Annotated in this window: 20 protein-coding genes, 2 tRNA genes and 1 riboswitch; of the genes, 10 read left to right on the forward strand and 12 right to left on the reverse strand. The window is 63.4% G+C overall.

Translation table 11 applies throughout. The features are described 5' to 3' along the window. Nucleotides 1-23 precede the first annotated feature (23 nt). Nucleotides 24-99: transfer RNA gene (locus B7G52_RS13215), tRNA-Arg, on the reverse strand. A gap of 416 nt (nt 100-515) precedes the next feature. Here B7G52_RS13215 and B7G52_RS13220 point away from each other — a divergent pair. From B7G52_RS13220 to hsdR, 6 genes are all read left to right on the forward strand, one after another. Further along, nucleotides 516-1,973 carry an N-6 DNA methylase gene (locus B7G52_RS13220; protein ID WP_096698056.1) on the forward strand — a complete coding sequence of 486 codons (1,458 nt, stop codon included), beginning with the start codon at nt 516-518 and terminating at the stop codon, nt 1,971-1,973. Between the two features lie 11 nt (nt 1,974-1,984). Then, nucleotides 1,985-3,085, forward strand: a complete 1,101-nt coding sequence (locus tag B7G52_RS24135; RefSeq protein WP_240523447.1) for a restriction endonuclease subunit S — start codon at nt 1,985-1,987, stop codon at nt 3,083-3,085. Nucleotides 3,086-3,166: 81 nt separating this feature from the next. Continuing rightward, nucleotides 3,167-3,448, forward strand: a complete 282-nt coding sequence (locus B7G52_RS13230; protein WP_096698038.1) for a YlcI/YnfO family protein — start codon at nt 3,167-3,169, stop codon at nt 3,446-3,448. Beyond that, on the forward strand, nt 3,445-3,762 hold the full coding sequence (locus tag B7G52_RS13235) for a type II toxin-antitoxin system RelE/ParE family toxin (protein ID WP_096698039.1): 318 nt from the start codon (nt 3,445-3,447) through the stop codon (nt 3,760-3,762). Before B7G52_RS13230 ends, B7G52_RS13235 begins: the two co-directional genes overlap by 4 nt. Nucleotides 3,763-4,035: 273 nt before the next feature. Beyond that, on the forward strand, nt 4,036-5,157 hold the full coding sequence (gene fic / locus B7G52_RS13240) for a protein adenylyltransferase Fic (RefSeq protein WP_096698040.1): 1,122 nt from the start codon (nt 4,036-4,038) through the stop codon (nt 5,155-5,157). Then, a complete protein-coding gene (hsdR, locus tag B7G52_RS13245; protein WP_096698041.1) occupies nt 5,154-7,580 on the forward strand; it encodes an EcoAI/FtnUII family type I restriction enzme subunit R in 2,427 nt (808 codons plus the stop codon). The genes fic and hsdR overlap by 4 nt, the downstream gene beginning before the upstream one ends. 76 nt (nt 7,581-7,656) lie before the next feature. On the opposite strand, the gene B7G52_RS13250 is transcribed toward hsdR, so the two are convergent. From B7G52_RS13250 to cysM, 8 genes are all read right to left on the reverse strand, one after another. After that, nucleotides 7,657-8,424, reverse strand: a complete 768-nt coding sequence (locus B7G52_RS13250) for a 3-oxoacyl-ACP reductase (protein WP_096666569.1) — start codon at nt 8,422-8,424, stop codon at nt 7,657-7,659. A 19-nt stretch (nt 8,425-8,443) separates the two neighbouring features. Further along, nucleotides 8,444-9,439 (reverse strand): ABC transporter substrate-binding protein, encoded by a 996-nt coding sequence (locus tag B7G52_RS13255; RefSeq protein WP_096698042.1) that lies wholly within the window; start codon nt 9,437-9,439, stop codon nt 8,444-8,446. Nucleotide 9,440: 1 nt separating this feature from the next. Beyond that, nucleotides 9,441-10,217 carry an ABC transporter permease gene (locus B7G52_RS13260; RefSeq protein WP_205853061.1) on the reverse strand — a complete coding sequence of 259 codons (777 nt, stop codon included), beginning with the start codon at nt 10,215-10,217 and terminating at the stop codon, nt 9,441-9,443. Beyond that, nucleotides 10,211-10,975 carry an ABC transporter ATP-binding protein gene (locus B7G52_RS13265; protein WP_096698043.1) on the reverse strand — a complete coding sequence of 255 codons (765 nt, stop codon included), beginning with the start codon at nt 10,973-10,975 and terminating at the stop codon, nt 10,211-10,213. Before B7G52_RS13265 ends, B7G52_RS13260 begins: the two co-directional genes overlap by 7 nt. Then, complete coding sequence (locus tag B7G52_RS13270; RefSeq protein WP_170954768.1) at nt 10,965-12,419, reverse strand: acyl-CoA reductase; 1,455 nt, start codon at nt 12,417-12,419, stop codon at nt 10,965-10,967. Before B7G52_RS13270 ends, B7G52_RS13265 begins: the two co-directional genes overlap by 11 nt. Next, the gene (locus B7G52_RS13275) at nt 12,416-13,495 is read right to left on the reverse strand and encodes a long-chain fatty acid--CoA ligase (protein ID WP_096698044.1); all 1,080 of its coding nucleotides are present in this window, start codon (nt 13,493-13,495) and stop codon (nt 12,416-12,418) included. The genes B7G52_RS13270 and B7G52_RS13275 overlap by 4 nt, the downstream gene beginning before the upstream one ends. A 59-nt stretch (nt 13,496-13,554) precedes the next feature. Further along, nucleotides 13,555-13,671: riboswitch (TPP riboswitch) on the reverse strand. 41 nt (nt 13,672-13,712) lie between these two features. Then, entirely contained in the window at nt 13,713-14,243 is a 531-nt protein-coding gene (locus tag B7G52_RS13280) for an NUDIX domain-containing protein (protein WP_096698045.1), read from the reverse strand. Nucleotides 14,244-14,383: 140 nt separating this feature from the next. After that, nucleotides 14,384-15,286 (reverse strand): cysteine synthase CysM, encoded by a 903-nt coding sequence (gene cysM, locus B7G52_RS13285; RefSeq protein ID WP_096698046.1) that lies wholly within the window; start codon nt 15,284-15,286, stop codon nt 14,384-14,386. Nucleotides 15,287-15,326: 40 nt separating this feature from the next. Between cysM and B7G52_RS13290 the strand changes: the two genes are divergently transcribed. From B7G52_RS13290 to B7G52_RS13300, 3 genes are all read left to right on the forward strand, one after another. Then, nucleotides 15,327-15,411 (forward strand) — tRNA-Leu (locus B7G52_RS13290). Between the two features lie 83 nt (nt 15,412-15,494). Further along, nucleotides 15,495-16,787, forward strand: coding sequence for an amidase (locus B7G52_RS13295; RefSeq protein WP_096698047.1), 1,293 nt, complete (start codon nt 15,495-15,497; stop codon nt 16,785-16,787). 110 nt (nt 16,788-16,897) lie between these two features. Further along, nucleotides 16,898-17,953, forward strand: coding sequence for a S1C family serine protease (locus B7G52_RS13300; protein ID WP_096698048.1), 1,056 nt, complete (start codon nt 16,898-16,900; stop codon nt 17,951-17,953). 67 nt (nt 17,954-18,020) lie between these two features. On the opposite strand, the gene B7G52_RS13305 is transcribed toward B7G52_RS13300, so the two are convergent. Then, a complete protein-coding gene (locus B7G52_RS13305) occupies nt 18,021-19,664 on the reverse strand; it encodes a methyl-accepting chemotaxis protein (protein WP_096698049.1) in 1,644 nt (547 codons plus the stop codon). Nucleotides 19,665-19,831: 167 nt separating this feature from the next. Then, complete coding sequence (locus B7G52_RS13310; protein ID WP_096698050.1) at nt 19,832-20,767, reverse strand: SDR family oxidoreductase; 936 nt, start codon at nt 20,765-20,767, stop codon at nt 19,832-19,834. A gap of 66 nt (nt 20,768-20,833) precedes the next feature. Here B7G52_RS13310 and B7G52_RS13315 point away from each other — a divergent pair, with 66 nt between their 5' ends. Next, nucleotides 20,834-21,877 (forward strand): CDP-6-deoxy-delta-3,4-glucoseen reductase, encoded by a 1,044-nt coding sequence (locus B7G52_RS13315; RefSeq protein WP_096698051.1) that lies wholly within the window; start codon nt 20,834-20,836, stop codon nt 21,875-21,877. Between the two features lie 186 nt (nt 21,878-22,063). Here B7G52_RS13315 and B7G52_RS23835 read toward each other — a convergent pair. Next, nucleotides 22,064-22,375 (reverse strand): hypothetical protein (locus B7G52_RS23835; RefSeq protein WP_205853062.1); only part of this gene is annotated, 312 nt, incomplete at its 5' end.

Consider the following 22,375-nt stretch of genomic DNA (forward strand, 5'->3'; position numbering starts at 1 on the left):
TGATCGTCACAACAGCGAAAAGATGGTGCCCTTGGCAGGAATCGGACCTGCGACCTATCCCTTAGGAGGGGATCGCTCTATCCACTGAGCTACAAAGGCAGACGCGTAGTTTAACAAGATGGCTGTGAGGCTGTTCGCCCAGTGCCAGGAGGTTGCAAACAAGCGGTTCCGGCGTCTTGTCAATCAACTGCTGATTTTTTCGTAATTCGTGACACCCCCGTTCGGGCTGAGCCTGTCGAAGCCTGTCCTGAGCTCGACGAAGGGCCCTTCGACAAGCTCAGGGCGAACGCCAGTCAGTTGTTTCGTCATGAAGTCTTAATGGAAGCCTGAAATTGCTACTCATTTGATAGCTGCTTGCGTAAGCGAAATAAGGGCTGGAGGCCAAAAACACTTGCAAGAATGACCTGACAAACCGTTTTCACCGTCACAGAGCCCAGCCCGGTCGGCAACCCCCTTTTTTCCTGTAACCTCCCCGCACCGGGATGGTTTGCATCCCGATTCAGAAGATTCCGGGCATGTTTGAACAGACTTTCAAGAATATCGACGACATCCTGCACAAGGATGCGGGCTGCACCAGCGAACTCGACTACACCGAGCAATCCTCCTGGCTGCTTTTCCTCAAGTACCTGGCTGCGCTGGAAACCGACAAGGCCGTAGAGGCCGCGCTCGACGGCAAGAAATACAAAGCCATTCTCGACGCCGACTACCGCTGGGAAAACTGGGCCGCACCCAAAACGCCCGACGGCAAGCTGGACCACAACGCCGCCCTGGTCGGCCCCGACCTGATCGAGTTTGTCAACGGCAAGCTGTTTCCCTACCTGCATGGCTTCAAGCAGCGCGCCACCGGGCCGGACACGATTGAGTACAAGATCGGCGAGATTTTTGGCGAAATCAAGAACCGCATCCAGAGCGGCTACAACCTGCGCGAGGTGATTGACCGGGTTGATGAGCTGCGCTTTGGCTCGCAGCAGGAAAAGCACGAGCTTTCGCACCTGTACGAGGCCAAGATCAAGAACATGGGCAACGCCGGGCGCAACGGCGGCGAGTACTACACGCCGCGCCCGCTGATTCGCGCCATGATCCAGGTGACCGCGCCGCAAATCGGCGAGCGCATTTATGACGGCGCCGTCGGCTCGGCCGGTTTTTTGTGCGAGGCCTTTGACTACCTGAGCGCCAAACCCAACCTGAGTACCAAAGACCACCGCACGCTGCAGACCAAAACCTTTTACGGCAAAGAGAAAAAAAGCCTGGCCTACGTGATTGCGATCATGAACATGATCCTGCACGGCATCGAAGCGCCCAACATCGTCCATGCCAACACGCTGGCTTTGCATAACGACGACATACAGGAGAAAGACCGCTACGAGATAGTCCTCGCGAACCCACCGTTTGGCGGCAAGGAGCGCAAGGAAGTGCAGCAGAACTTCCCCATCAAGACCGGTGAAACCGCCTTTTTGTTTCTGCAGCACTTCATCAAGATTCTGAAAGCCGGCGGCCGCGGCGCCATCGTCATCAAGAACACCTTTTTAAGCAACACCGACAACGCCAGTATCAGCCTGCGCAAGCTGCTGCTGGAAAGCTGCAACCTGCACACCGTGCTCGACTGCCCCGGCGGCACCTTTCAGGGCGCGGGCGTGAAAACCGTGGTGCTGTTTTTTGTGAAGGGCGCGCCTACGCGCAAGGTCTGGTATTACCAGCTGGACCCAGGGCGCAACATGGGCAAGACCAATCCGCTCAATGACAAGGACATGATCCAGTTTGTGGAGTTGCAGAAACGGTTTGCGGATTCGGCGCAGTCGTGGTCGGTGGATGTGGCGGCGATTAGTGCGAAAACTTTTGATCTGTCGGTGAAGAGTCCCAATGGCGGCGATGAGGTAGGGCATCGCAGCCCGCAAGACATCATGGACGAGATTGCAGCTCTCGATGTTGAAAGTGCAGAAGTGCTTGCATTGATCCGAGGCATGGTGTCGTGAGGACAGGGTGGGTGACTAGACCGCTTGGGGAGGTTTGTACTCTTCAGCGTGGCTTTGATCTGCCAACACAAGATCGGATACCGGGAAAGTTTCCTCTAGTAAGTTCTAGCGGGATAAGCGATACCCATAGTGAGGCACCTGTTGTCGGGCCGGGCGTGGTGACTGGTCGAAGCGGAAGTATCGGCAATGTTTTTTTTATCGAAGAAGACTTCTGGCCCTTGAATACGACGCTTTATATCAAGGACTTTCACGGCAATGATCCGCGTTTTGTATTTCATCTGCTGCACAAATTTGATCTGAAGAAATATTCCGGTGGAACTGGAGTTCCCACGCTAAACAGGAATGATGTGCATGGAGAGATGGTGAGTGTTCCGTCGGACGTTAAGGAACAACAGCGCATCGTCGCCATCCTCGACGAAGCGTTTGACGGCATCGCCACCGCCAAAGCCAACGCCGAAAGGAACCTCCAGAATGCCCGTGCGCTGTTTGAAAGCCATCTGCAATCCGTTTTTTCAGAGCGGGGCGATGGGTGGGAAGAAAAGACGATTAGCGTCCTTGCCAAGCATTCACTGGGGAAAATGCTCGATAAGGTAAAAAACAAAGGTGATCTTCAGCCCTACCTGAGGAACATCAATGTGCGTTGGTTCGCATTCGACCTATCCGACATTTTGGAGATGCGATTTCTCGAAGCTGAGGCTGCCAGATACACGGCGGTCAAAGGCGATGTGCTAATTTGCGAAGGCGGTTATCCAGGACGCGCTGCAATTTGGGATGGGGAGGACCCCATCTATTTCCAGAAGGCGCTTCATAGAGTCAGATTCCATGAGCCAGATCACAACAAGTGGTTTGTGTACTTCTTGTATTGGCAGGATAAAAGTGGATTGCTTAAGCAGCACTTTTCGGGGACAGGTATTCAGCACTTCACTGGAGAAGTGCTAAGTAGATTCAAACTGCCAATTCCACCGCTGCCAATACTCCGCAAGTTAGTCGCCCGCATTGAAGAGCTTTCGATAGAAACCCAACGCCTCGAATCCATCTACCAGCAAAAGCTCGCCGCCCTGGCCGAGCTGAAAAAGTCGCTGCTGCACCAGGCGTTCAGCGGCGCGCTGTGAAGGTGATTGGCAACTGACAAGGATTCCTTGTCAGTTCGATGGAAGTTGCGATTTGCATAGCAATTGCAATACAATAAATCCATGAAAACAGCCACACTCCCTCCCATCCGTGTTGCACCTGATTTCAGGCTCGAACTCGAAGGTGTGCTTGAGCAAGGCGAATCGCTGTCGCAATTTGTGGAGAACGCGGTTCGTGCCACCGTCGCCAGGCGCAAGAACCAGGCAGAGTTTGTCCGGCGGGGCATTGCCGCCATCGAGGCGACCAAACGCGACGGCGGCGGCATTCCCGCTGAGACGGTGGTTGCCAGGCTGGAGGCCAGGCTGGCTGCAGCCAGGCAGGCCAGGGCGCAACGCGGCGGATGACCTACACGGTCCAGTTCAGTGAAGCCGCGGCCCTTGACCTGGAGCAACTGTTTGACTTCGCGCTGCAACGTGAACTCGACAGTGAAACAGGCGACCTGGATATCCCCGACAGGGCCGTGCAGGCGATCAAGGACGGCATGGCCTTTCTGGCCTCATCGCCGTTTGCCTGTCGCAAGGCAGGGAGCAGCTCTTTTATCCGTGAACTGATTATTCCGTTTGGCCGAACTGGCTATGTGGCCTTGTTCGAGATTGTGGACAGCCAGACCATCATCATTGGTGCCATCCGCCACCAACGTGAAGACGATTACCACTGAACGCCGTTTTCCATGGATGACAGCCACTCCAATGTTCGTCGCCGATGTGGGTGTGATCAAAAACCGCTGTTTTTAGACATATCGGCATCAACGTGATAAAAAATTACGATTTTCTATACACAAAATCTGCTGAAACAGGGCGAACAATCGACACACAGTCAAAATGCGTCGATTTATTTGATAAATCTCGACACAACTGGTTGACGTGTCGATGTCATCGACATAAACTGCCCAAAACCCAAGGTTATGTCGAAAAAATCATAAAACTTGAACATGAGTGCCGTACTCTGGAAGGCTGACCAGCCCTACAACACGCTGCCGCCGCTGCCACCCGGCGCAGAACTGGAGACGCGGGCGGTGCTCAAGCAGTGCATTGCGGCGCGGGCGGCGCTGGCGGAACTGAAGCAGGCGGCGCAACTGATTCCCAACCAGGCGGTGCTGATCAACACCCTGCCCTTGCTGGAGTCGCGGGCCAGCTCGGAGATTGAGAACATCGTCACCACGGCAGACAAGCTGTTTCAACACCAGCGCAACGAAGAACATGCCGACCCGGCCACCAAAGAGGCGCTGCGCTACAGCCGCGCGCTACTGCAAGGTTTTGGCGCGCTGGGGCAGTACCCGCTGAGCACGCGCACGGTCGAAGACATCTGCACCCACATCAAGGCTGTGCAAATGTCGGTGCGGCGCACACCGGGTACGCGGCTTTCCAACGGTGCCACGGGCGAGATTGTGTACACGCCGCCCGAGGGTGAAGGCGTGCTGCGTGACCTGCTGGGCAACTGGGAGCGCTACCTGCACAACGAGGTGGAGCATGACCCGCTGATCCGCATGGCAGTGGGTCACTATCAGTTTGAGGCGATCCACCCGTTCACCGACGGCAATGGCCGCACCGGGCGCATCATCAACAGCCTGTACCTGATTGAAGAAAACCTGCTCACGCTGCCTATCCTTTACTTGAGCCGCTACATCATCAAGAACAAGGCCGACTACTACCGCCTGCTGCTGCAGGTGACGCGCGAGCAGGCCTGGGAGCCGTGGATTATTTACATCCTCAAGGGCATTGAAGAAACGGCGGTGTGGACCACCGCCAAGATAGCCGCCATGCGCGCGCTGACCGAGCACACCACGGCTTACGTCAAACACCGCCTGCCCAAGATTTACAGCCACGAGCTGGTAAGCCTGATTTTTGAACTGCCTTATTGCCGCATCACCAATCTGACAGAGGCAGGCATTGCCAAGCGCCAGACCGCCTCGCAGTATTTGAAGCAACTGGTTGACATTGGCGTGCTGATTGAAAACGCCGAGGCCAAGGAAAAGCTTTTTATCCACCCCAAGCTGATGCAGTTGCTCACGCGAGACAGCAATGACTTCGCCCCCTACGTGATGCCCCCATGAATGAAGCCGAAACCCGCGCCGAGCACATCGACCCTGCGCTGACTGCCGCGGGTTGGGGCGTGGTCGAGGGCAGCGTGGTGCGGCGCGAGTTTCGCATCACCGAGGGGCGGCTGCAGGGCGGCGGCGTGCGCGCCAAGCCCGAGATTGCCGACTATGTGCTGGTTTACCGCAACACCAAACTCGCGGTGATTGAAGCCAAGGCCTGGGGCAAGCCGCACACCGAAGGCGTGGCGCAGGCCAAGAGTTATGCCGGCAAGCTGGCGGTGCGGCACAGCTACGCGACCAACGGGCAGGTCATTTACGGCATCGACATGGCCACCGGCAAAGAGGGCGACGTGGCGGCTTACCCTGCGCCCGATGCGCTGTGGGCTTTGACCTTTGCCGAGCAGAACGCCTGGCGCAACCGCTTTGCCGCCGTGCCGTTTGAAGACAGGGGCGGCACCTGGGGCGCACGCTACTACCAGGACAACGCCATCCACAATGTGCTGGAGGCGATAGCCAAGGGGCAGGAGCGCATCCTGCTGACGTTGGCGACCGGCACGGGCAAAACCTTCATTGCCTTCCAGCTGGCCTGGAAGCTGTTTCACAGCCGCTGGAACCTCAAGGACTGGAAGAGCGATGCAGAACCCACCCGCCGGCCGCGCATCCTGTTTCTGGCCGACCGCAACATCCTGGCCGACCAGGCCTACAACTCGTTTTCAGCCTTTGATGACGACGCGCTGGTGCGCATTGACCCGGCAGACATCCGCAAAAAGGGCAAGGTGCCGAAGAACGGCAGCATCTTCTTCACCATCTTCCAGACTTTCATGAGCGGTGCTTCTGCCTCGGGCCGCCCCGAGACTGTCCTGAGCGTCGCCGAAGGAGTCGAAGGGTCGCCTGATGGGGGGCTTCGACAAGCTCAGCCCGAACGGGGGTTTTACTTTGGCGACTACCCGCCCGACTTCTTTGACCTGATCATCATTGACGAATGCCACCGGGGCGGCGCCAAAGATGAGGGCAACTGGCGCGCCATTTTGGAGTACTTTTCTCCCGCCGTGCAACTGGGGCTGACGGCCACGCCCAAGCGGCGGGACAACGTGGACACCTATGCCTACTTCGGTGAGCCGGTGTATGTGTATTCGCTCAAGGAAGGCGTGAACGATGGTTTCCTGACGCCTTTCAAGGTGGTGCAGATTGCGACCACGCTGGATGAATATGTGTACACCGCCGACGACACGCTGGTGGAAGGCCAGATCGAATCCGGCAAGCGTTACATGGAGACGGACTTCAACCGCATCATCGAGATCCGGCAGCGCGAGGAGTACCGCGTCAAGAAGCTGATGGGCATGATTGACCAGCGCGAAAAGACCCTTGTGTTTTGTGCCACGCAAGACCATGCGCTGGCGGTGCGCGACCTGATCAACCAGAACAACACCAGTGGCAACCCCAATTACTGCCAGCGCGTGACCGCCAACGACGGCGCGCTGGGCGAGCAGCACCTGCGCGAGTTTCAGGACAACGAAAAGACGATTCCGACCGTCCTGACAACCTCGCAAAAACTTTCGACCGGCGTGGACGCACGCAATGTGCGCAACATCGTGCTGATGCGGCCCGTCAACTCCATGATTGAGTTCAAGCAGATCATCGGTCGTGGCACGCGCCTGTACGAAGGCAAGGACTACTTCACGATTTACGACTTCGTGAAGGCGCACCAGTTGTTCTCTGACCCGGAGTGGGATGGGGAACCGATTGAGCCCACCGCGCCGCCGCCGAAGTTGCCTCGCGAGCCAGGCAACAACGGCGTTGGCGAACCGCCTCCGCCCGGCTCACCGCCGCCGCCGCGCCCCCAGAAGATCAAGGTCAAGCTGGCGGACGGCAAGGTGCGCAACATCCAGAGCATGGTGGCCACCAGCTTCTGGGGACCGGACGGCATACCGCTGTCGGCCGCGCAGTTCATGGAAAGCCTGTTCGGCGTGTTGCCGGATTTTTTCAAGGATGAAGACGAGCTGCGCGCCATCTGGAGTGACCCAGGCACCCGCAAGGCGCTTCTGGAGGGCCTGGCAGATAAAGGTTTCAGCCGCGCGCCATTGGCCGAGATGCAAAAAATCATCGAAGCGGACAAGAGCGATTTGTTCGATGTGCTCGCCTATGTCGCCTTTGCCACGGCGACGGAAACCCGAACGGTGCGCGCCAACAGGGCAACGGTGGCAACCCACAAGCAGTTCAATACCAGGCAACAGGCCTTTGTGGATTTTGTGTTGACCCAATATGTGCAACAGGGTGTGGACGAACTGGACACCGAAAAACTCTCACCGCTGCTGCGGCTGCGCTACAACAACGCGATCGCAGATGCAGTCAAAGACCTAGGCAACCCGGAGCAGATCAGGCAGGTTTTTGTGGGGTTTCAAAAGCACCTGTACCAGCGAGACAGCGCCAGCCAGTGAGTCGCTACTGTTTTGATAGCTTCTAACGCCCGCCGGTTATGGGCTGGAGGCATAAAAGTTTTGCAAACCCGGCAAATCAGCGCATCACCAGCCCGCCATCCACAAACAAGGTCTGTCCGGTCATGAAGCCGCTCCAGTCGGAGGCCAGGAACAGCACCGGACCGGCCACGTCGTCGGGGGTGGCGATGCGGCGCAGCGGGGTTTGGGCGGTCAGCAGGTCGCGGACTTCTTCTTTCGTCTGCCGGCTGGCGGCCGTCGGGTAGACCAGGCCGGGGGCCACGCAGTTGACGCGTATGCCCAGCGGCCCGAGTTCGGCCGCGAGGTTGCGGCTGAAGCCGACCAGGGCGGACTTGGCCGTGCTGTAGTCGTGGTAGGGCACGCTGGGGCGCTCGACCAGGTCGCTGGCGAGGTTGACGATGGCGCCCTGGCTGCGCTGCTTGAAATGCGGCAGCACCGCCTGGCAGACGTTGAAGGTGGCGCGCACCGCGCCGTCAATCTGGCGCTGGTAGTCGGCCCAGTCCAGCTCCCAGAACAGCTTGCGCTGCTCGGGGTCGAAACTGTAGGACGCAAAGGCGTTGTTGACCAGCACGTCGATGCGGCCCATCTCGGCCAGCACCTGGGCAACCATCGTATGGACTGCTGGCTGCGAACTGACATCGGCCTGCAGCGCCCAGCCGTCGCCACCCAGCGCCTTGCATTCGTTGGCGACGGCTTCGGCCGAGGCAGCGTCCTGCAGGTAGTTGATGACCACCGCCGCGCCCTCGCGCGCGAAGCCGCGCGCAATCGCCGCGCCTATGCCGCGCCCGGCGCCGGTGACCAGCACCACCTTGCCCTTGAACTTCATGGCCACTCCTTCTTACTTCTTACTTCGCTGGCAGCAGGTCCTGCATGACCACGTCCGAAACCTTGATCTCGCGCTGGATCATGCCCAGCTTTTTGTAGCTGTCGGCGGCCTTCTGGAACATGGCCATGTCGAGCGCGCCCAGGCCGCGCGCCTGCGTGACGGGCGAGACGCTGGCAGCGTTGCGCAGGTTGATGATCTCGCGGTTCACCGCCGGGTTCTTGCCGTCGATGGCGCGTTTGACGGCCAGCGCTGCGGCCTCGTCCGGGTTGGCAATCATCCAGGCCATGCTGTCGCGGTAGCCGGCGAGAAAGCGTTTGAGCACGTCCTTCTTCGCCTGGTAGGTGGCTTCAGTCACCACAAACAGGTCGCTGGAAATATTCAGGTGGTCGCGCACCGCCATCACGTTGACATCGGCCAGGCCTTTTGAGCGGCCGACCAGCAGGCCGGTGTCGGTCGCGGCGGTTGCATCGACCTGGCCCTGCATCAGCGGCGCGAAGTTGAGCAGGCCGGTGACGACGATGGTCACGTCGGCCTCGGTCAGCCCGGCCTGCTGCAGCAGCACCAGCAGGTTTTGCCGGGTGCCGCTGGACAGGCTGTAGACGCCGATCTTCTTGCCCTTGAGGTCGGACGGCCTGGTGATGCCGCTGGATTTCAGCGCGACCACATTAAAGACATTCTGCGGGTAGATGTCGTAGATCGCGCGCAGCTTTTCGCCCTTGTCGAGCGCGGCGAAGAAGGAACCGGGGTCGGTAAAAGCCACCGTGGCCTGGCCGGTCAGCATGTTGCGGATCGCGTCGCCGCCGCCGGCGCCCGGCACGTAACCGAGCTCAATGCCGCGCGCCTTGAAGAAACCCTTGTCCTCCTCGACCAGCAGATTGGTGATCTCGGTGATGGGCTGGCTCCAGCCAGCCACCACCACCTTGTCGGCGGCGTGGGCCAGGCCGCCGGTCAGCAGCAGGGCGGCGGCCAAGCCGCGGAAGAAGCAAGCGCGAAGAAGAAAAAAATAGTTTTGCATGTCAGTCCTTTGTCGTTTCTTTCAAATGCGGCCAGAGCAGCAGACGCTCCAGGCCAATGGCCAGCTGGTAAATCACCAAGCCCAGCACAGTGATGAGCAGCAGCACGGCGAACATCAGTGGCGTGTCCATCATTGCCTGCGAGGCAATGATCAGCGCGCCCAGCCCCTTGCTGCCACCTATGAACTCGCCGACCACGGCCCCCACCAGCGCCAGCACCACGGCCACGCGAAAGCCGGCCATGATGACCGGCAGGCCCGAGGGAATCTTCAGGCGCAGCAGGGTCTGCATCGGCGTGGCGCCCAGCATGCGGAACAGCTCGAGCTTGCGCGGCTCGACCTGCTGCAGGCCGGTCAGCGTGTTTTCCATCAGCGGAAAAAAGCAGATCAGCGCCGTGATCACCACCGTTGATGTCATGCCGAAGCCGAACCAGACAATGAACAGCGGCGCCAGCGCCAGCTTGGGCACGACCTGGCTGACCAGCACATAGGGAAACAGCACGCGGCGCAGAAAGGCCGACTCGCCCAGCACGATGCCGCCCAGGAAACCAGCGGCGCAGCCGAGCGCCAGTCCCAGGACCAGCTCCGTCCCGGTGTGCAGCAGGTGCGGCCAGAAGTAGCCGCTGCGCAGCCCGCTCCACAGCGCCTCCACGATCACCGAGGGCGCGGGCAGCACCAGCGCCGAGACACGCGCGCCGCGCGCCAGCGCCTCCCAGCCGAGCACGATGGCCACGAACAGGCCCAGGCTGGCCAGGCGGCCCAGCATCACACGGCTCAGCATGTGACCCCCCCGTCCATGGCGCGCCGCACCTGCGCACACACCGCGTTGAAAGGGGCGCCGTAACGCAGCTCGCGCCCACGCGGCCAGGGCAGGTTCACCGCCAGGTCGTCGGTGATTTTTCCGTCGGCCATCACGGCCACGCGATCGGCCAGGTAGACCGCTTCGCTGATGTCGTGCGTGACAAAAAACACCGTGGTCTGTGCGAGGCGGCAGATGCGCAGAAAGTCGTCCTGCAGTTCCTCGCGCGTGATCGCGTCCAGCGCCGCAAATGGCTCGTCGAGCAGCAGCAGCGAAGGCGCCAGCAGCAAGGCGCGCGCAATCGCGACGCGGCTCTGTTGCCCGCCCGACAGCTCGGTCGGGAAACGCCGGCCCAGGCCGGACAGGCCCATCAGCGCCAGCAGCTCGTCGGCACGCGCGCGGTCGGCCGGCAGCGGCTTGCGCTGCAAGGTGACCGGCAGCAGCACGTTGTCCAGCACGGTTTTCCACTCGAGCAGGGTCGGCGCCTGGAACACAAAGCCGAGCTGGCTGCCCGGCTTGCGCAAGGCCTGGCCATCGACGGTGACCGTACCGGCGTCGGGCAGCAGCAGGCCGGCCGCGAGTTTGAGCAGGGTGGTTTTGCCGCAACCGCTGCGGCCGACCAGGCTGTGCACCTCGCCGCGCGCGATCTGCCAGTCGACCTGGTTCACCACCTGCGGGTAGGCCGGGAAGCTGTAGCTGACCCGGCGCATGTCGAGAAAAGCCTGCGTATCAGTCGACATACGGCGCCAATATGTCGGCTGCGGCTTCGGCCGAGCTGTCGATGTCCACCATCTGCACCATGTCGAGCAGGCAAAAGCGCCCGTCGTGGTGCCAGCCGGCTTCGGGTGAGGTCATCTGGCCGAGCGCGCAGATGCGCGTGACGCCGGCGCGGCCGAGCTGCTCGGCGAGTTCGAACAATTCGCGCGGCGCGGCCGCCACGCCGACCGTCTGCAAGAAGGCGCGGTGCGGGCCCAAGAGCGGGATCACGTCGGCCAGCAGATCGACCGCCACCACACGCACCGTGCGGTTCAGGGCGCCGGGCGCCAGCGGCTGCAGGCTGGGGTGGTAAACCACGGTCCAGTCGCCCTCGCCTGCCAGCTGCGGCCCGCCGGACGACAGGCTGTGGATTTCCTCGGCCTGGCGCCATGCAGCAAGATCGGCCGCTTCGCCCAGGCTCAGCGTGCGCCGCGGGTATTTCTTTTCGAGCGCCGAGAGCTCATGCGCGAGGTAGCGTGAAAACTCGTCCGGGCTGATTTTTCCGCCGCGCGCCACATAAAACACATGCGGCGAATAACAGCCCTGCTGGTCGTAACGCACCACATCGTAGGCCGCCTGCTGCGCCGCCCGCGGCGCCTTGCGCGCATCGAGCGCCGACGCGGCCACCAGGCCGAAACTGAGCTTGTGGCCAAAGGGCAGGAAACGCGTGGTGACCGGCACCTGGCGCCGCACATCGGCCAGTGCCGCGTTGCCGCCGTAGGCCAGCACCAGGTCGGCGTGGCCGAAGAACACTTTCTCCTGCGCCTCGTCGCCGCCCTTCCACCAGACCACGGCCAGGCAGTCGGCCAGACCCGGATCGATCTCGACCAGCAGCTGCGCGAACCAGCCGGCCAGCAGCGGCTCGGCGCTGGCCACCTTGCCGACCGTGCCGGACTTGACCAGCAAGCCCGAGATCAAACTCCACAGGCACAGGCCGGGCACATTGCCGGCCCAGACATGCACCGCCACATCGGGACCGAAGGCCTTGGAGAAGCCGCCCTTGCTGCGCGGCACAAAGTCGTCGAGCAGTTGCGGGTTGCCGAAGTCTTCGGCCAGGAAACGCAGCAGTTGCGGCTTGCGGAAGGTCTTGAGGTAGCCCGTCAGGCCCAGGCGCACCATCTCCGCGTCGTAACCGGTCACCCGCGGCAACACGCTGTCGGCCTTGCGCCGCCACGGGTCCTGGGGGTCCAGCAGGCGGTGAATGGCGCGGTCTATGGTGTCCACGATCTGCAACACCGTCAGCGATTTGAGGTAGCTTCGGCTGGCGTTGCGCACGCGCTGCGTGAGCGTCACGATTTGCGCTTCGGTCAGCACAGGCACGGCCACCTCGACGCGGCCGCCCTTGCTCTCGAAGGCCAGCGTCTGCCACGCGAGCTCATCGGTACGCAGGCCCGGCAGGTAGCCGGCGGTTTCGCGCAGCAGCCTCATGCCGCGGCCGCCTGCAAAAATTCCTCGACCGCCAGCGAGCAGCCCTTGGCCGCGCTGCCCTGCGCGCGGCCCAGCAGCAAAAAGCCGCCGTCCACCGCCAAACCCACGTCTTCGGTCAGGATGGTGGTGACCGAGTTGAAGTTCGCCAGGTCGCAATGCGCGAGGATGCCCTGCTGACCGCGCGGCAATTCCTCACCACTGAGCGGCTCGACCACGCGGCTGCGGATCCAGTGCGGGCCCGACTTGACCGAGGGCAGGGTCGCATTGCCGTCGTCGTAAAACTGCGTGCTGAGTTCGGTCATGCCGTACATGTTGATGCACTGGCTGGTGGGGATGCCCAGCGTGGCCGAGAGCTGCGCATAAAAGTCCTGCATCGACAACTCGCGCGACTGACCCTTGAAGCCGCCGGTATCCAGCACGCGGCTGCCGGCCGGCAGGGCGAATGTTCTGCCCAGGCGCTGCAGTTCGTCGAGCAGGTGCACAAAGCTGTAACTCGCGCCCAGCAGCGCATAGGGCTCGCCGGTCTGCTGCGCGCGCTCCAGTTCGGCGATCAGGCGCGCCGTGTCCAGGCCCTGCTGCGTCAGCAGGTAGTGGCTGGCTTCGGTGCCGAACTCGCGCAGGGCCAGCGCGAGGTAATGCGCCAGCGAGGAATTCGGCAGCAGCGTCTCGTCCGGAAACAACATGCCCATGCGGATGCGGCCGCTGCCGGCCATGAAGCGCTCGCGGAAATTGCGGATCATGGACGCGTCGTACACGGCCAGCGTGGGGTGGTGGTGCTTGCCCTTGACCTCGGCCTGCGTGGTGCCGCTGGTCATGAAGGTACGCTCGGCTTCACTGACGGGAATGCAGCTCAGGGTCAGGGCCTTGAAGGCGCTGATGGGCACGGCGGGAATGTCGCGCCAGGTCTTCACGGTGCGCAGGGTCTTGCCGCGCTGCTGGCAAAAGCGCTGGAACGGCAGGTTGTGCTGGAACTGGTGCGCAAACAGCGCGAGCGCCTGCCGGTCGAAGGCCTCGTCGGACGGGTGGGTGTCGGCCAGGAAGGCCAGCAGATCAGCAATCAACGCAGGTGGAGCCATGGGACACGCTTTCGGTTGCCTGTTGAACAAGTGCTCCGAAAGATGTGGCAGTCCCGCACCGGGTTGCTGACAGCTCTCCTTACGTCGGTATGAACCGATTCAAGTTCGCGGGTTTGGTTCTGACCATCTCAGCCACCCCTGCCGTTTCCAGCAGGGCTGCACCCCGGAGCAAGGGAAATTCTAGCGGAATGCGTCCCGCCTGGCCAAACCGCTGGAATCAGTCGCGCTTGGCCCACTCCACAAACTCCGGCTCGTAACCCCTGGACTTCAAAAAGTCGGCCAGGGCGTAACCGGTGCCCGCCGGCCAGCACTTCACATCTTCATGGGCATACAGCCGGTAGTCCACCAGCTCGGGAGAGAGTTTGACTTCGCCATGGCCGACGGCGCTGTAGGCAATGATGATCTGGTTCATGCGCTGGAAGTCGTAGACGCCGATCAGCTGGAGGTCGGTCACGTCGAGATTCGTTTCCTCCTTGATCTCGCGGGTGATGCCGCCCTCGGGCGTTTCGCCGGCCTCCATGAAACCGGTGATCAGCGCGTACATCTTGCCGGACCAGGCGGCGTTGCGCGCCAGCAGGATCTTGCCCTGGTGCTCGATGACCGCGGCCAATACCGGCACCGGGTTGTTCCAGTGGGTGTAGCCGCAGGCCGGGCAACGCAGGCGCACGGTTTCGCCGCTGTCTTCCAGCTGGGAAATCATCGCCAGCGGGGTGGCGCAGCTGGGGCAAAACTTGAATTCCTGGCTCATCGCATGCAGACCTTTTTGCTTCTTTTTTGATAGCTGCCTGCGCCCGTGGGACAAGGGCTACAGCCACTTTTTATATACAAACCTGGGCTATAACCCGTTTGCCCTGGGCTTCGACAGGCTCAGCCCGAACGGTGACGGAGTCAAGCCGGAAACACACCGGTGGACAGATAACGGTCGCCGCGGTCGCAGACGATGAACACGATCACCGCGTTCTCGACGGTTTTGGCAATCTCCTGCGCCACCCAGCAGGCGCCGGCGGCCGAGATGCCGGCGAAGATGCCCTCTTCGCGCGCCAGGCGGCGGCACATGTCTTCGGCGTCAAGCTGGCTCACCAGCACGGTCTCGTCGATGTGGCTGGGGTCGTAAATCTTCGGCATGTAGGCCTCGGGCCACTTGCGGATGCCGGGAATGCGCGAACCTTCGCTGGGCTGCGCGCCGATGATCTTGATCGCCGGGTTTTTCTCTTTCAGGAAACGCGACACGCCGGTGATGGTGCCGGTGGTGCCCATGGCGCTGACAAAATGCGTGATCTTCCCGTGCGTATCGGCCCAGATCTCGGGGCCGGTGGTCTCGTAGTGGATGCGCGGGTTGTCCTGGTTGGCAAACTGGTCCAGCACGCGGCCTTTGCCGTCTTTGGCCATCTGGTCAGCCAGGTCGCGCGCGTGTTCCATGCCGCCGCTTTTGGGCGTGAGGATCAGCTCGGCGCCAAAGGCCTTCATGGTTTGCGCGCGTTCAATCGACAAATCCTCCGGCATGATCAGCACCATGCGGTAACCCTTGATGGCCGCGGCCATGGCCAGCGCAATGCCGGTGTTGCCGGAGGTGGCCTCGATCAGCGTGTCGCCGGGCTGGATCTCGCCGCGCTCCTCGGCGCGCTTGATCATGGACAGCGCGGGCCGGTCTTTCACCGAGCCGGCGGGGTTGTTGCCTTCGAGTTTGCCGAGGACCACGTTGTGGCGTTGGGTGTTGGCTTTGGACTGGATGCGTTGCAGTGCCACCAGGGGCGTTTTGCCAATGGCGTCTTCGATGGTCGGATAATTCATACCCTGCACTGTGCCATAATTTGCCTCTTTGCTTCTTCCTGCCCGGGTGGTGAAATTGGTAGACGCAGGGGACTCAAAATCCCCCGCCGCAAGGCGTGCCGGTTCGATTCCGGCCCCGGGCACCAGATACAGGCCCTTCCAGTTTTGGAGGGGCCTTTTTTGTGGGCGTTTGCACGCAAAAAGCGCAGAAGCACAGATACTGGCGGGCATGACTTCCTCCAGCCCCCCCCTGCATCAACTCGACGCCTGGCAAGCCGCCACCCTGCTCGCACGCCGCGAACTCAAGGCCGTGGACCTGGTCCGCGCCTGCCTGGACCGCATTGCCGAACGGGAGCCGCAACTGCAGGCTTTTGTGCAGCTGGGCGCCGATGCCGCGCTGGCGACGGCCCGCGAACTCGACGCCGGGCCGGTGCGCGGCCTGCTGCACGGCCTGCCGTTCGGCGTGAAGGACTTGTTCGACACCTTTGACCTGCCCACCGCTTACGGCTCGCCGATCTATGCCGGCCAGCAGCCGCTGGCCGATGCGGCGGCCGTGGCGCTGTGCCGTGAGGCCGGCGCGGTGCTGCTCGGCAAAACCGTGACCACCGAGCTGGCCAACATGTTCCCCGGCGTCACGCGCAACCCGCACCACCCTGAGCACACGCCGGGTGGCTCGTCGAGCGGTTCGGCCGCCGCTGTGGCCGACGCCATGCTGCCGCTGGCGCTGGGCACCCAAACGGCCGGTTCGCTGATTCGGCCGGCGGCTTTTTGCGGCGTGGTCGGCTACAAGCCCAGCCACAACCGGGTGCCCCGGGCCGGCGTCAAAAGCCTGTCGGAAACGCTGGACACGGTGGGCGGCTTTGCGCGCAGCGTGCGCGACGTAGCGCTGCTCGGCGCGGTGCTGACCGGTGATACGCGGCTGGCCGACCCCGCCGCGTTTGCACAATCGGCCGTGCCGCGCATCGGCTTTTGCCGCACGCCCGAGTGGGCGCAGGCCGATGAGGACACGCAGCAGGCCTGGGCCCGGGCCGAAGCGGCGCTGGCCGGCCACGGCGTGCCGCTGGCGCTGCCGCCCGGGCTGTCCGGCCTGGTTGCCGCGCAGAAAGAGGTGCAGGCTTTCGAGACCGCGCGCTCCCTGAGCCATGAGCGCCTGCGGCACCGCGACCAGCTCAGTGCGCCGCTGCAGGCACTGATCGCGGCCGGCCTGGCCATCGCTGGTGAAACCCATGCGCACAACCTGCGGGTAACGGCGCAGGCGCGGCACCAGGCGCAGGCCTTGTTCGGATCACACGACGTGTTGCTGGCACCCAGCAGCATCGGCGAGGCCCCGGCCGGGCTGGACGGCACGGGGGACCCGCTGTTTTGCCGGACCTGGACCCTGCTGGGCCTGCCCTGCGTGCACCTGCCCTTTGCCCGGGGCCGCCACGGGCTGCCCGTGGGCCTGCAACTGGTGGGCGCCCCTGGCGACGACCACCGCCTGCTGGCGGCCGCGCACTGGGTGCATGCGCGCCTGAGTCGGTAAGCCCCTGCAACCAGGCGCGGGTGCAGGGCGATTGACCCCGCGCAATGCCACGGCATTGAATCAGGCGCATTCTTGAAACGCAGTGTTTTCTGCGGCTTCGGGAGTCCGTCATGTGCTCACTTCGTCGTTGGACCCACCCCCTCGTGGCGGCTGTCCTGCTGGCGGCCCTGCCCGCCCTGTCGACCACAGTTCCGCCTCCGAACGCCCAGGAAATGATTGCGGCGCTGGCCAGGGCCAACGCAGCGGTGGTCGGCGTGCGTGTCATGGTGGACGAGGAGGCGCGGTCGGCCGAGACCCTGGGCCAACTCCGCCGCGGCTCCGGGGTGGTGATTGCGCCGGACGGCCTGATCCTGACCATTGGCTACCTGATGTTGGAGGCCGAACAGATTGAAATCGTCACGCAGGACAACAAGACCCTGCCGGCACGCGCCGTGGCCTACGACCTGGCGACCGGTTTCGGCCTGCTGCGGCCCGTGCTGCCCCAGCGCGCCAGCAGCAGCGTCAGTGCCGCGGTGCTGGGCAGCAGCCTGCCCCTGCAACCCGGCGAGGCGCTGATGGCCGTGACCGGCCCGCAGGCCAGCGACGACGGCGAGGTCAGCATGACACGGCTGGTCAGCAAACGCCCGTTTTCCGGCACCTGGGAATACCACATAGACGTGGCCCTGTTCACCAGCCCGCCCCTGCTGGGCAACGGCGCCAACCACAGCGGCGCGCCGCTGTTCAACCAGAAAGGTGAGCTGGTGGGCATAGGCTCGCTCCTGGTGTCGGACGCCAGCGGACAAAACCGGGCCCTGCCCGGCAACATGTTTGTGCCGGTGGACCTGCTGCGCCCCATCCTGGCCGAAATGCAGCGCTCCGGCTCCAGCGCCCAAAGCCACCGGCCCTGGCTGGGCCTGAACTCGATTGACCAGGGCGGGCGCATCCAGATCGTGCGCGTCAGCAAGGACAGTCCGGCCGAGTTGGCCGGTCTGGAGGCCGGCGACGTGGTGCTGGCGGTGGACGGCACCAAGGTCGCGACGCTGGCCGATTTCTACAAAAAACTCTGGGACCGGGCCGCACCCGATGCGGAAGTGGCCCTGACGGTGCTGCAGGGTGCCGACGTCAAGACCATTGTGCTGAAGGCGCAGGACCGCCTGCAGACCCTGAAAAAACCTTCCGGGATCTGAAATTTCAGGTCAAATCAGCCTCCAGCCCTTGACGGGCAAGCGCCACCAGCTCCTGATTTTGTAGCATCTAACGTGCAGCGACAGTCAGCAGCGGCTGGGCGCCGCTGATCGCCCGGAGCTCCAGCGCAGCCAGGGGACCCGGCCCCGGACCCGTTGCCGGCTCTTCGTCCAGCTTGAATTCGTCCACCGCCGTCTGCAGCTGCAAGGTCTGCTCGGCCAGCGATGCGGCGGCGGTGGCGGCCTGCTCCACCAGCGCCGCGTTTTGCTGGGTCGCCTTGTCCATCTGCACCATGGCCTGGTTCACATGTTCGATGCCCTTGCTCTGCTCCACCGAGGCCGCCGAGATCTGCTCGAGCAGGCTGCTCACGCGCCTGACAGCCTGCACGATGTCCTGCATGGTCCGGCCCGCCTGCCCGACCAGTTCGGAGCCGTTCTCCACATGCGCCACGGAGTCGGCAATCAGGGCCTTGATCTCGCGCGCCGCGCCGGCGCTGCGCTGGGCCAGGCCACGCACTTCGCTGGCCACGACCGCAAAGCCGCGGCCCTGCTCGCCGGCACGCGCGGCTTCCACCGCGGCGTTGAGCGCCAGAATGTTGGTCTGGAAGGCGATGCCCTCGATGACCGCGATGATGTCGACAATCTTCCTGGAACTGCCGCTGATGGCGGCCATGGTGTCCACCACCTGGACCACCACCTCGCCGCCGCGTGCGGCAATGTCCGAGGCGCTGGCCGCGAGCCCGCTGGCCGAGCTGGCATGCCCGGCGTTCAGCCTGACCGTGGCGGTCAGCTCCTCCATGCTGGAGACGGTCTCCTCCAGCGACGCAGCCTGCTCTTCCGTGCGGCGCGACAGGTCGGCATTGCCGGCCGCGATGTCCCGGGACGCCAGGGTGATCGAATCGGTCGAGGCCTTGATGCGGCTCACCAGATCGGTCAGGGTGTCTTCCATGCCGCCCAAGGCGCCCAGCAGGCGGCCGAAATCACCGCCACGTTCGGTGGAAAACTCCTGGCTGAGGTCGCCCGATGCCACGGTTTCGGCAATGTAGATCGCCTCATTGAGCGGCTGTGCAATGCTGCGCGCCAGCCGCCAGACCACGATGCCGCTTGCCAGCAAGGCGGCCAGCCCGAGCGCCAGCATCCAGCGGCGCGCCGCGGCAATGTCGCTTTCAACGACCTGTCCGCGCGCCCGGACCTGGCGCGTCTGCAGTTCGGCCAGCGCCAGCAGTTCCTGCTGCAGCCGCTCCAGCGTCTGCCGGGCTTCGCCGTTCCAGCTGCGGAGGGCCGCCTCGCGTTCGCCCGCCTCCAGCTGCCGGGCGACCTTGCCGAGGGCCAGCGCATGGACGGCGCGGGTGCTGCGAATGTCCGCCAGCAGGGCTTTTTCTTCTGCCGGCGGGCTGCCTTGGTCCAGCACAGCCTGCGCTTCTGCCACGGCTTTTTCGCCAGCCGCCAGTTGCTGCCGCAGCAGCACCGCCGCCTGCGCGGCATCACCGGCCAGGAAGAGTTCCATCGTCCGTCGTGCGTTCGCCTGGGTCGCGGCGCTGGCCGTCGCCGCCGCCCCGGTGCGGGACCAGTCGTGGTCGGTGATGTCGCGGCTGGCCGCGCCGACGCCGGCCAAGCCGCCCAGCCCCACCGCCACCAGGGCGCCCGTCATCAGCAGGACCAGGCCAAAGCCCGCCCCCAGCCGTGTGCTGATTTTCCAGTTGTCGATTTGCATGTGTGTCGCCTCCTGCAGGCCGCTTCCGTCTCAAAACGCGGGAGAGGCCAGACCCATGGACGGTAGCAAGAAAGGCCGGGCAGGATAGCGCTGAAAAGCGCGCAAAAAAGGGCCCAATTCACTGTAATGAAAATGGCCTCCCGCCCTTGCCCGGCCGGCGTAGAACGCTACTCTTTTTGTAGCATAAAACCCTGTGCCACCGTGGGGTAACGCAGGTGCAGCCTCAGCTCCTGCTTCAGGCGCGTGTTGTCGAGCCGGCGCGACTCACTCATGAAACTCAGCAGCATCAGCGGCAACTCGTCCTGCGCGGTGCTGCGTGCCACCCGCGGCGGGCGCGGCAGCCGGTACAGGTCGGCCGCGAGGTCAAAGTAGTCGCCCATCTTGAGCTCGGTGTCGTCGCTGACATTGGTGGTGCGCTGCGGTTTGCCGCGCCACAGGGCCGCCACGCAGGCGCGTGCCAGGTCGTCGGCATGGATGTGGTTGGTGAACACGTCGTCGTCGGGCGCCAGCACCGGCGTGCCCTTGAGCAGGCGACCGTGCGGCGTGCCGCCCTCGCGGTCGGGGGCGTAAATGCCCGGAATACGCAGCGTGTGCACCCGCACACCGCTGGAACGGCCAAAAAAGCGCAGTTGCGCCTCGGCATCGACGCGGCGCCAGGCGCGCGGCGTGTGCGGGTTCACGGCGCGCGTTTCGCTCGCCCACTCGCCTTGGCAATCGCCGTACACGCCGCTGGTCGAGCCGTACACCACCGCTTGCGGCAGGCCGCGCAGGCGCAAGGCCCGCAGCAGGGCCAGCGTGCGTGGGTCGCGGCGCCAGTCGGGCAGGTTCTCGCCGGGCGGCGGGGCCAGGTGGACCACGCGGGTGGCCAGCCCGGCCAGCCGCCGCAGGGTCGCGCTCTGGTCCAGGTTGCCGGCCAGCGGCGTGATGTGCCGGGCGCGCAGTTCAGGGCGGCGTTCGGGCGACGAGGTCAGGGCCAGCAGCCGCACACGCGGCGCCAGCTGGCGTGCGACACGCAGGCCGACGTCGCCGCAGCCGATGATCAGAACACGCTGGCGGCGAAAGCGCGAAGGCAGGGCGCCAAGGGGACTTTGGTTTGAGGGCAAAATTGGGGAATCTGCTGAAAACAGCCAGAGTTATAAAAAACAGGATTACGTCAGAGGATAACCAGTATGACTTTCAACGTCACCGTGCTGCCCAGCGGCCGCTCGTTCACCGCCAACCCCGACGAAGCGCTGCTGGCCGCGGCCATCCGCCAGGGCATCGGCATGCCCTATGGCTGCAAGGACGGCGCCTGCGGTTCCTGCAAGTGCAAAAAGATCGAAGGCACGGTGGTGCACGGCCCGCACCAGCTCAAGGCACTGTCGCACGAGGAAGAAGCCGCGGGTTTCATCCTGACCTGCTGCGGCGTGGCGCAGACCGACGTGGTGCTGGAGTCGCGCCAGGTGACCGACGAAAGCGCTTTCCCGATCAAGAAAATGCCGGCCCGCGTGAGCAGCCTGGCGCGCGCCTCGCACGACGTGATCGTGATCCGCCTGCAACTGCCGGCCAGCGATGTGTTCAAGTACCACGCTGGCCAGTACGTGGAGTTTTTGCTGCGCGACGGCGACCGCCGCAGCTACTCCATGGCCAATGCGCCGCACACGCAGCTGGACAACCCGGGCATCGAGCTGCACATCCGCCACATGCCGGGCGGCAAGTTCACCGAGCAGGTGTTTGGCACCATGAAGGAAAAAGACATCCTGCGCATTGAAGGGCCTTACGGCAGCTTCTTCCTGCGCGAAGACAGCGACAAACCCATGGTGCTGCTGGCCTCGGGCACCGGCTTTGCGCCCATCAAGGCGCTGATTGAACACATGCAGTTCAAGGGCATCACGCGCCCGGCAGTGCTGTACTGGGGCGGCCGCCGCCCGGCCGACCTGTACATGCATGACTGGGTGATGGCCAAAGCGGCTGAGATGCCCAACCTGACGTATGTGCCGGTGATCTCCAACGCGCTGCCGGAAGACCACTGGGCCGGCCGCACCGGCTTTGTGCACAAGTCGGTGCTGGAAGACTTTCCCGACCTGTCGGGCCACCAGGTGTATGCCTGCGGAGCGCCCATCGTGGTGGACTCGGCCCGCGCCGACTACAGCGCGATCGGCGGCTTGCCGGAAGAAGAATTTTTTGCGGACTCGTTCACGACGGAAGCGGACAAGGCCAAGGCGCTGGCGTGAAGTTTCGTAGTTGAGGCGTCACGCTGCTCGGTGGTTGGGATGGGGCAGTAGGCGCAACTCCCCACTCCCTCCCCCCGCCCCTCCCTCGCCCCGCTGGGCGATGGAGGGGGCTTCATTTGGCAACGTGTGCTGCACCCGCGTACAAACATGGCGGCCGCTTGAGTCCGCCATGACGCGCTGCGCGCGTCATGTCTCCCCGTACCCGAACCCGCATTTGTTCCCCCACCCGTCGGGCTGGGCCGAGGAGCACAGCCGAAAGCGGATCAGGGCGAGCGATTGTCTGAGCGTAGCGAGTTCGAGCTCGACCCCGCTTTCGGCGAGCACCGCAGGCTGCCCGCAGCGAAGTGAAGGGACCCAGACCATCGGGTCGCCTTTTCTTTTGCTTACTTTTCTTTTGGCGACTGTATAGACAGGAGACATGGGAAACAGGTGTTCGGAGACATAGGAAACACCTTGGATTCTCAGCCAGCAGCGTTGAGTGCGCTCAAGTCCAGCCGC

The organism is Polaromonas sp. AER18D-145, assembly GCF_002379095.1.
In the GTDB taxonomy this organism is placed as follows: Bacteria; Pseudomonadota; Gammaproteobacteria; order Burkholderiales; family Burkholderiaceae_C; genus Polaromonas.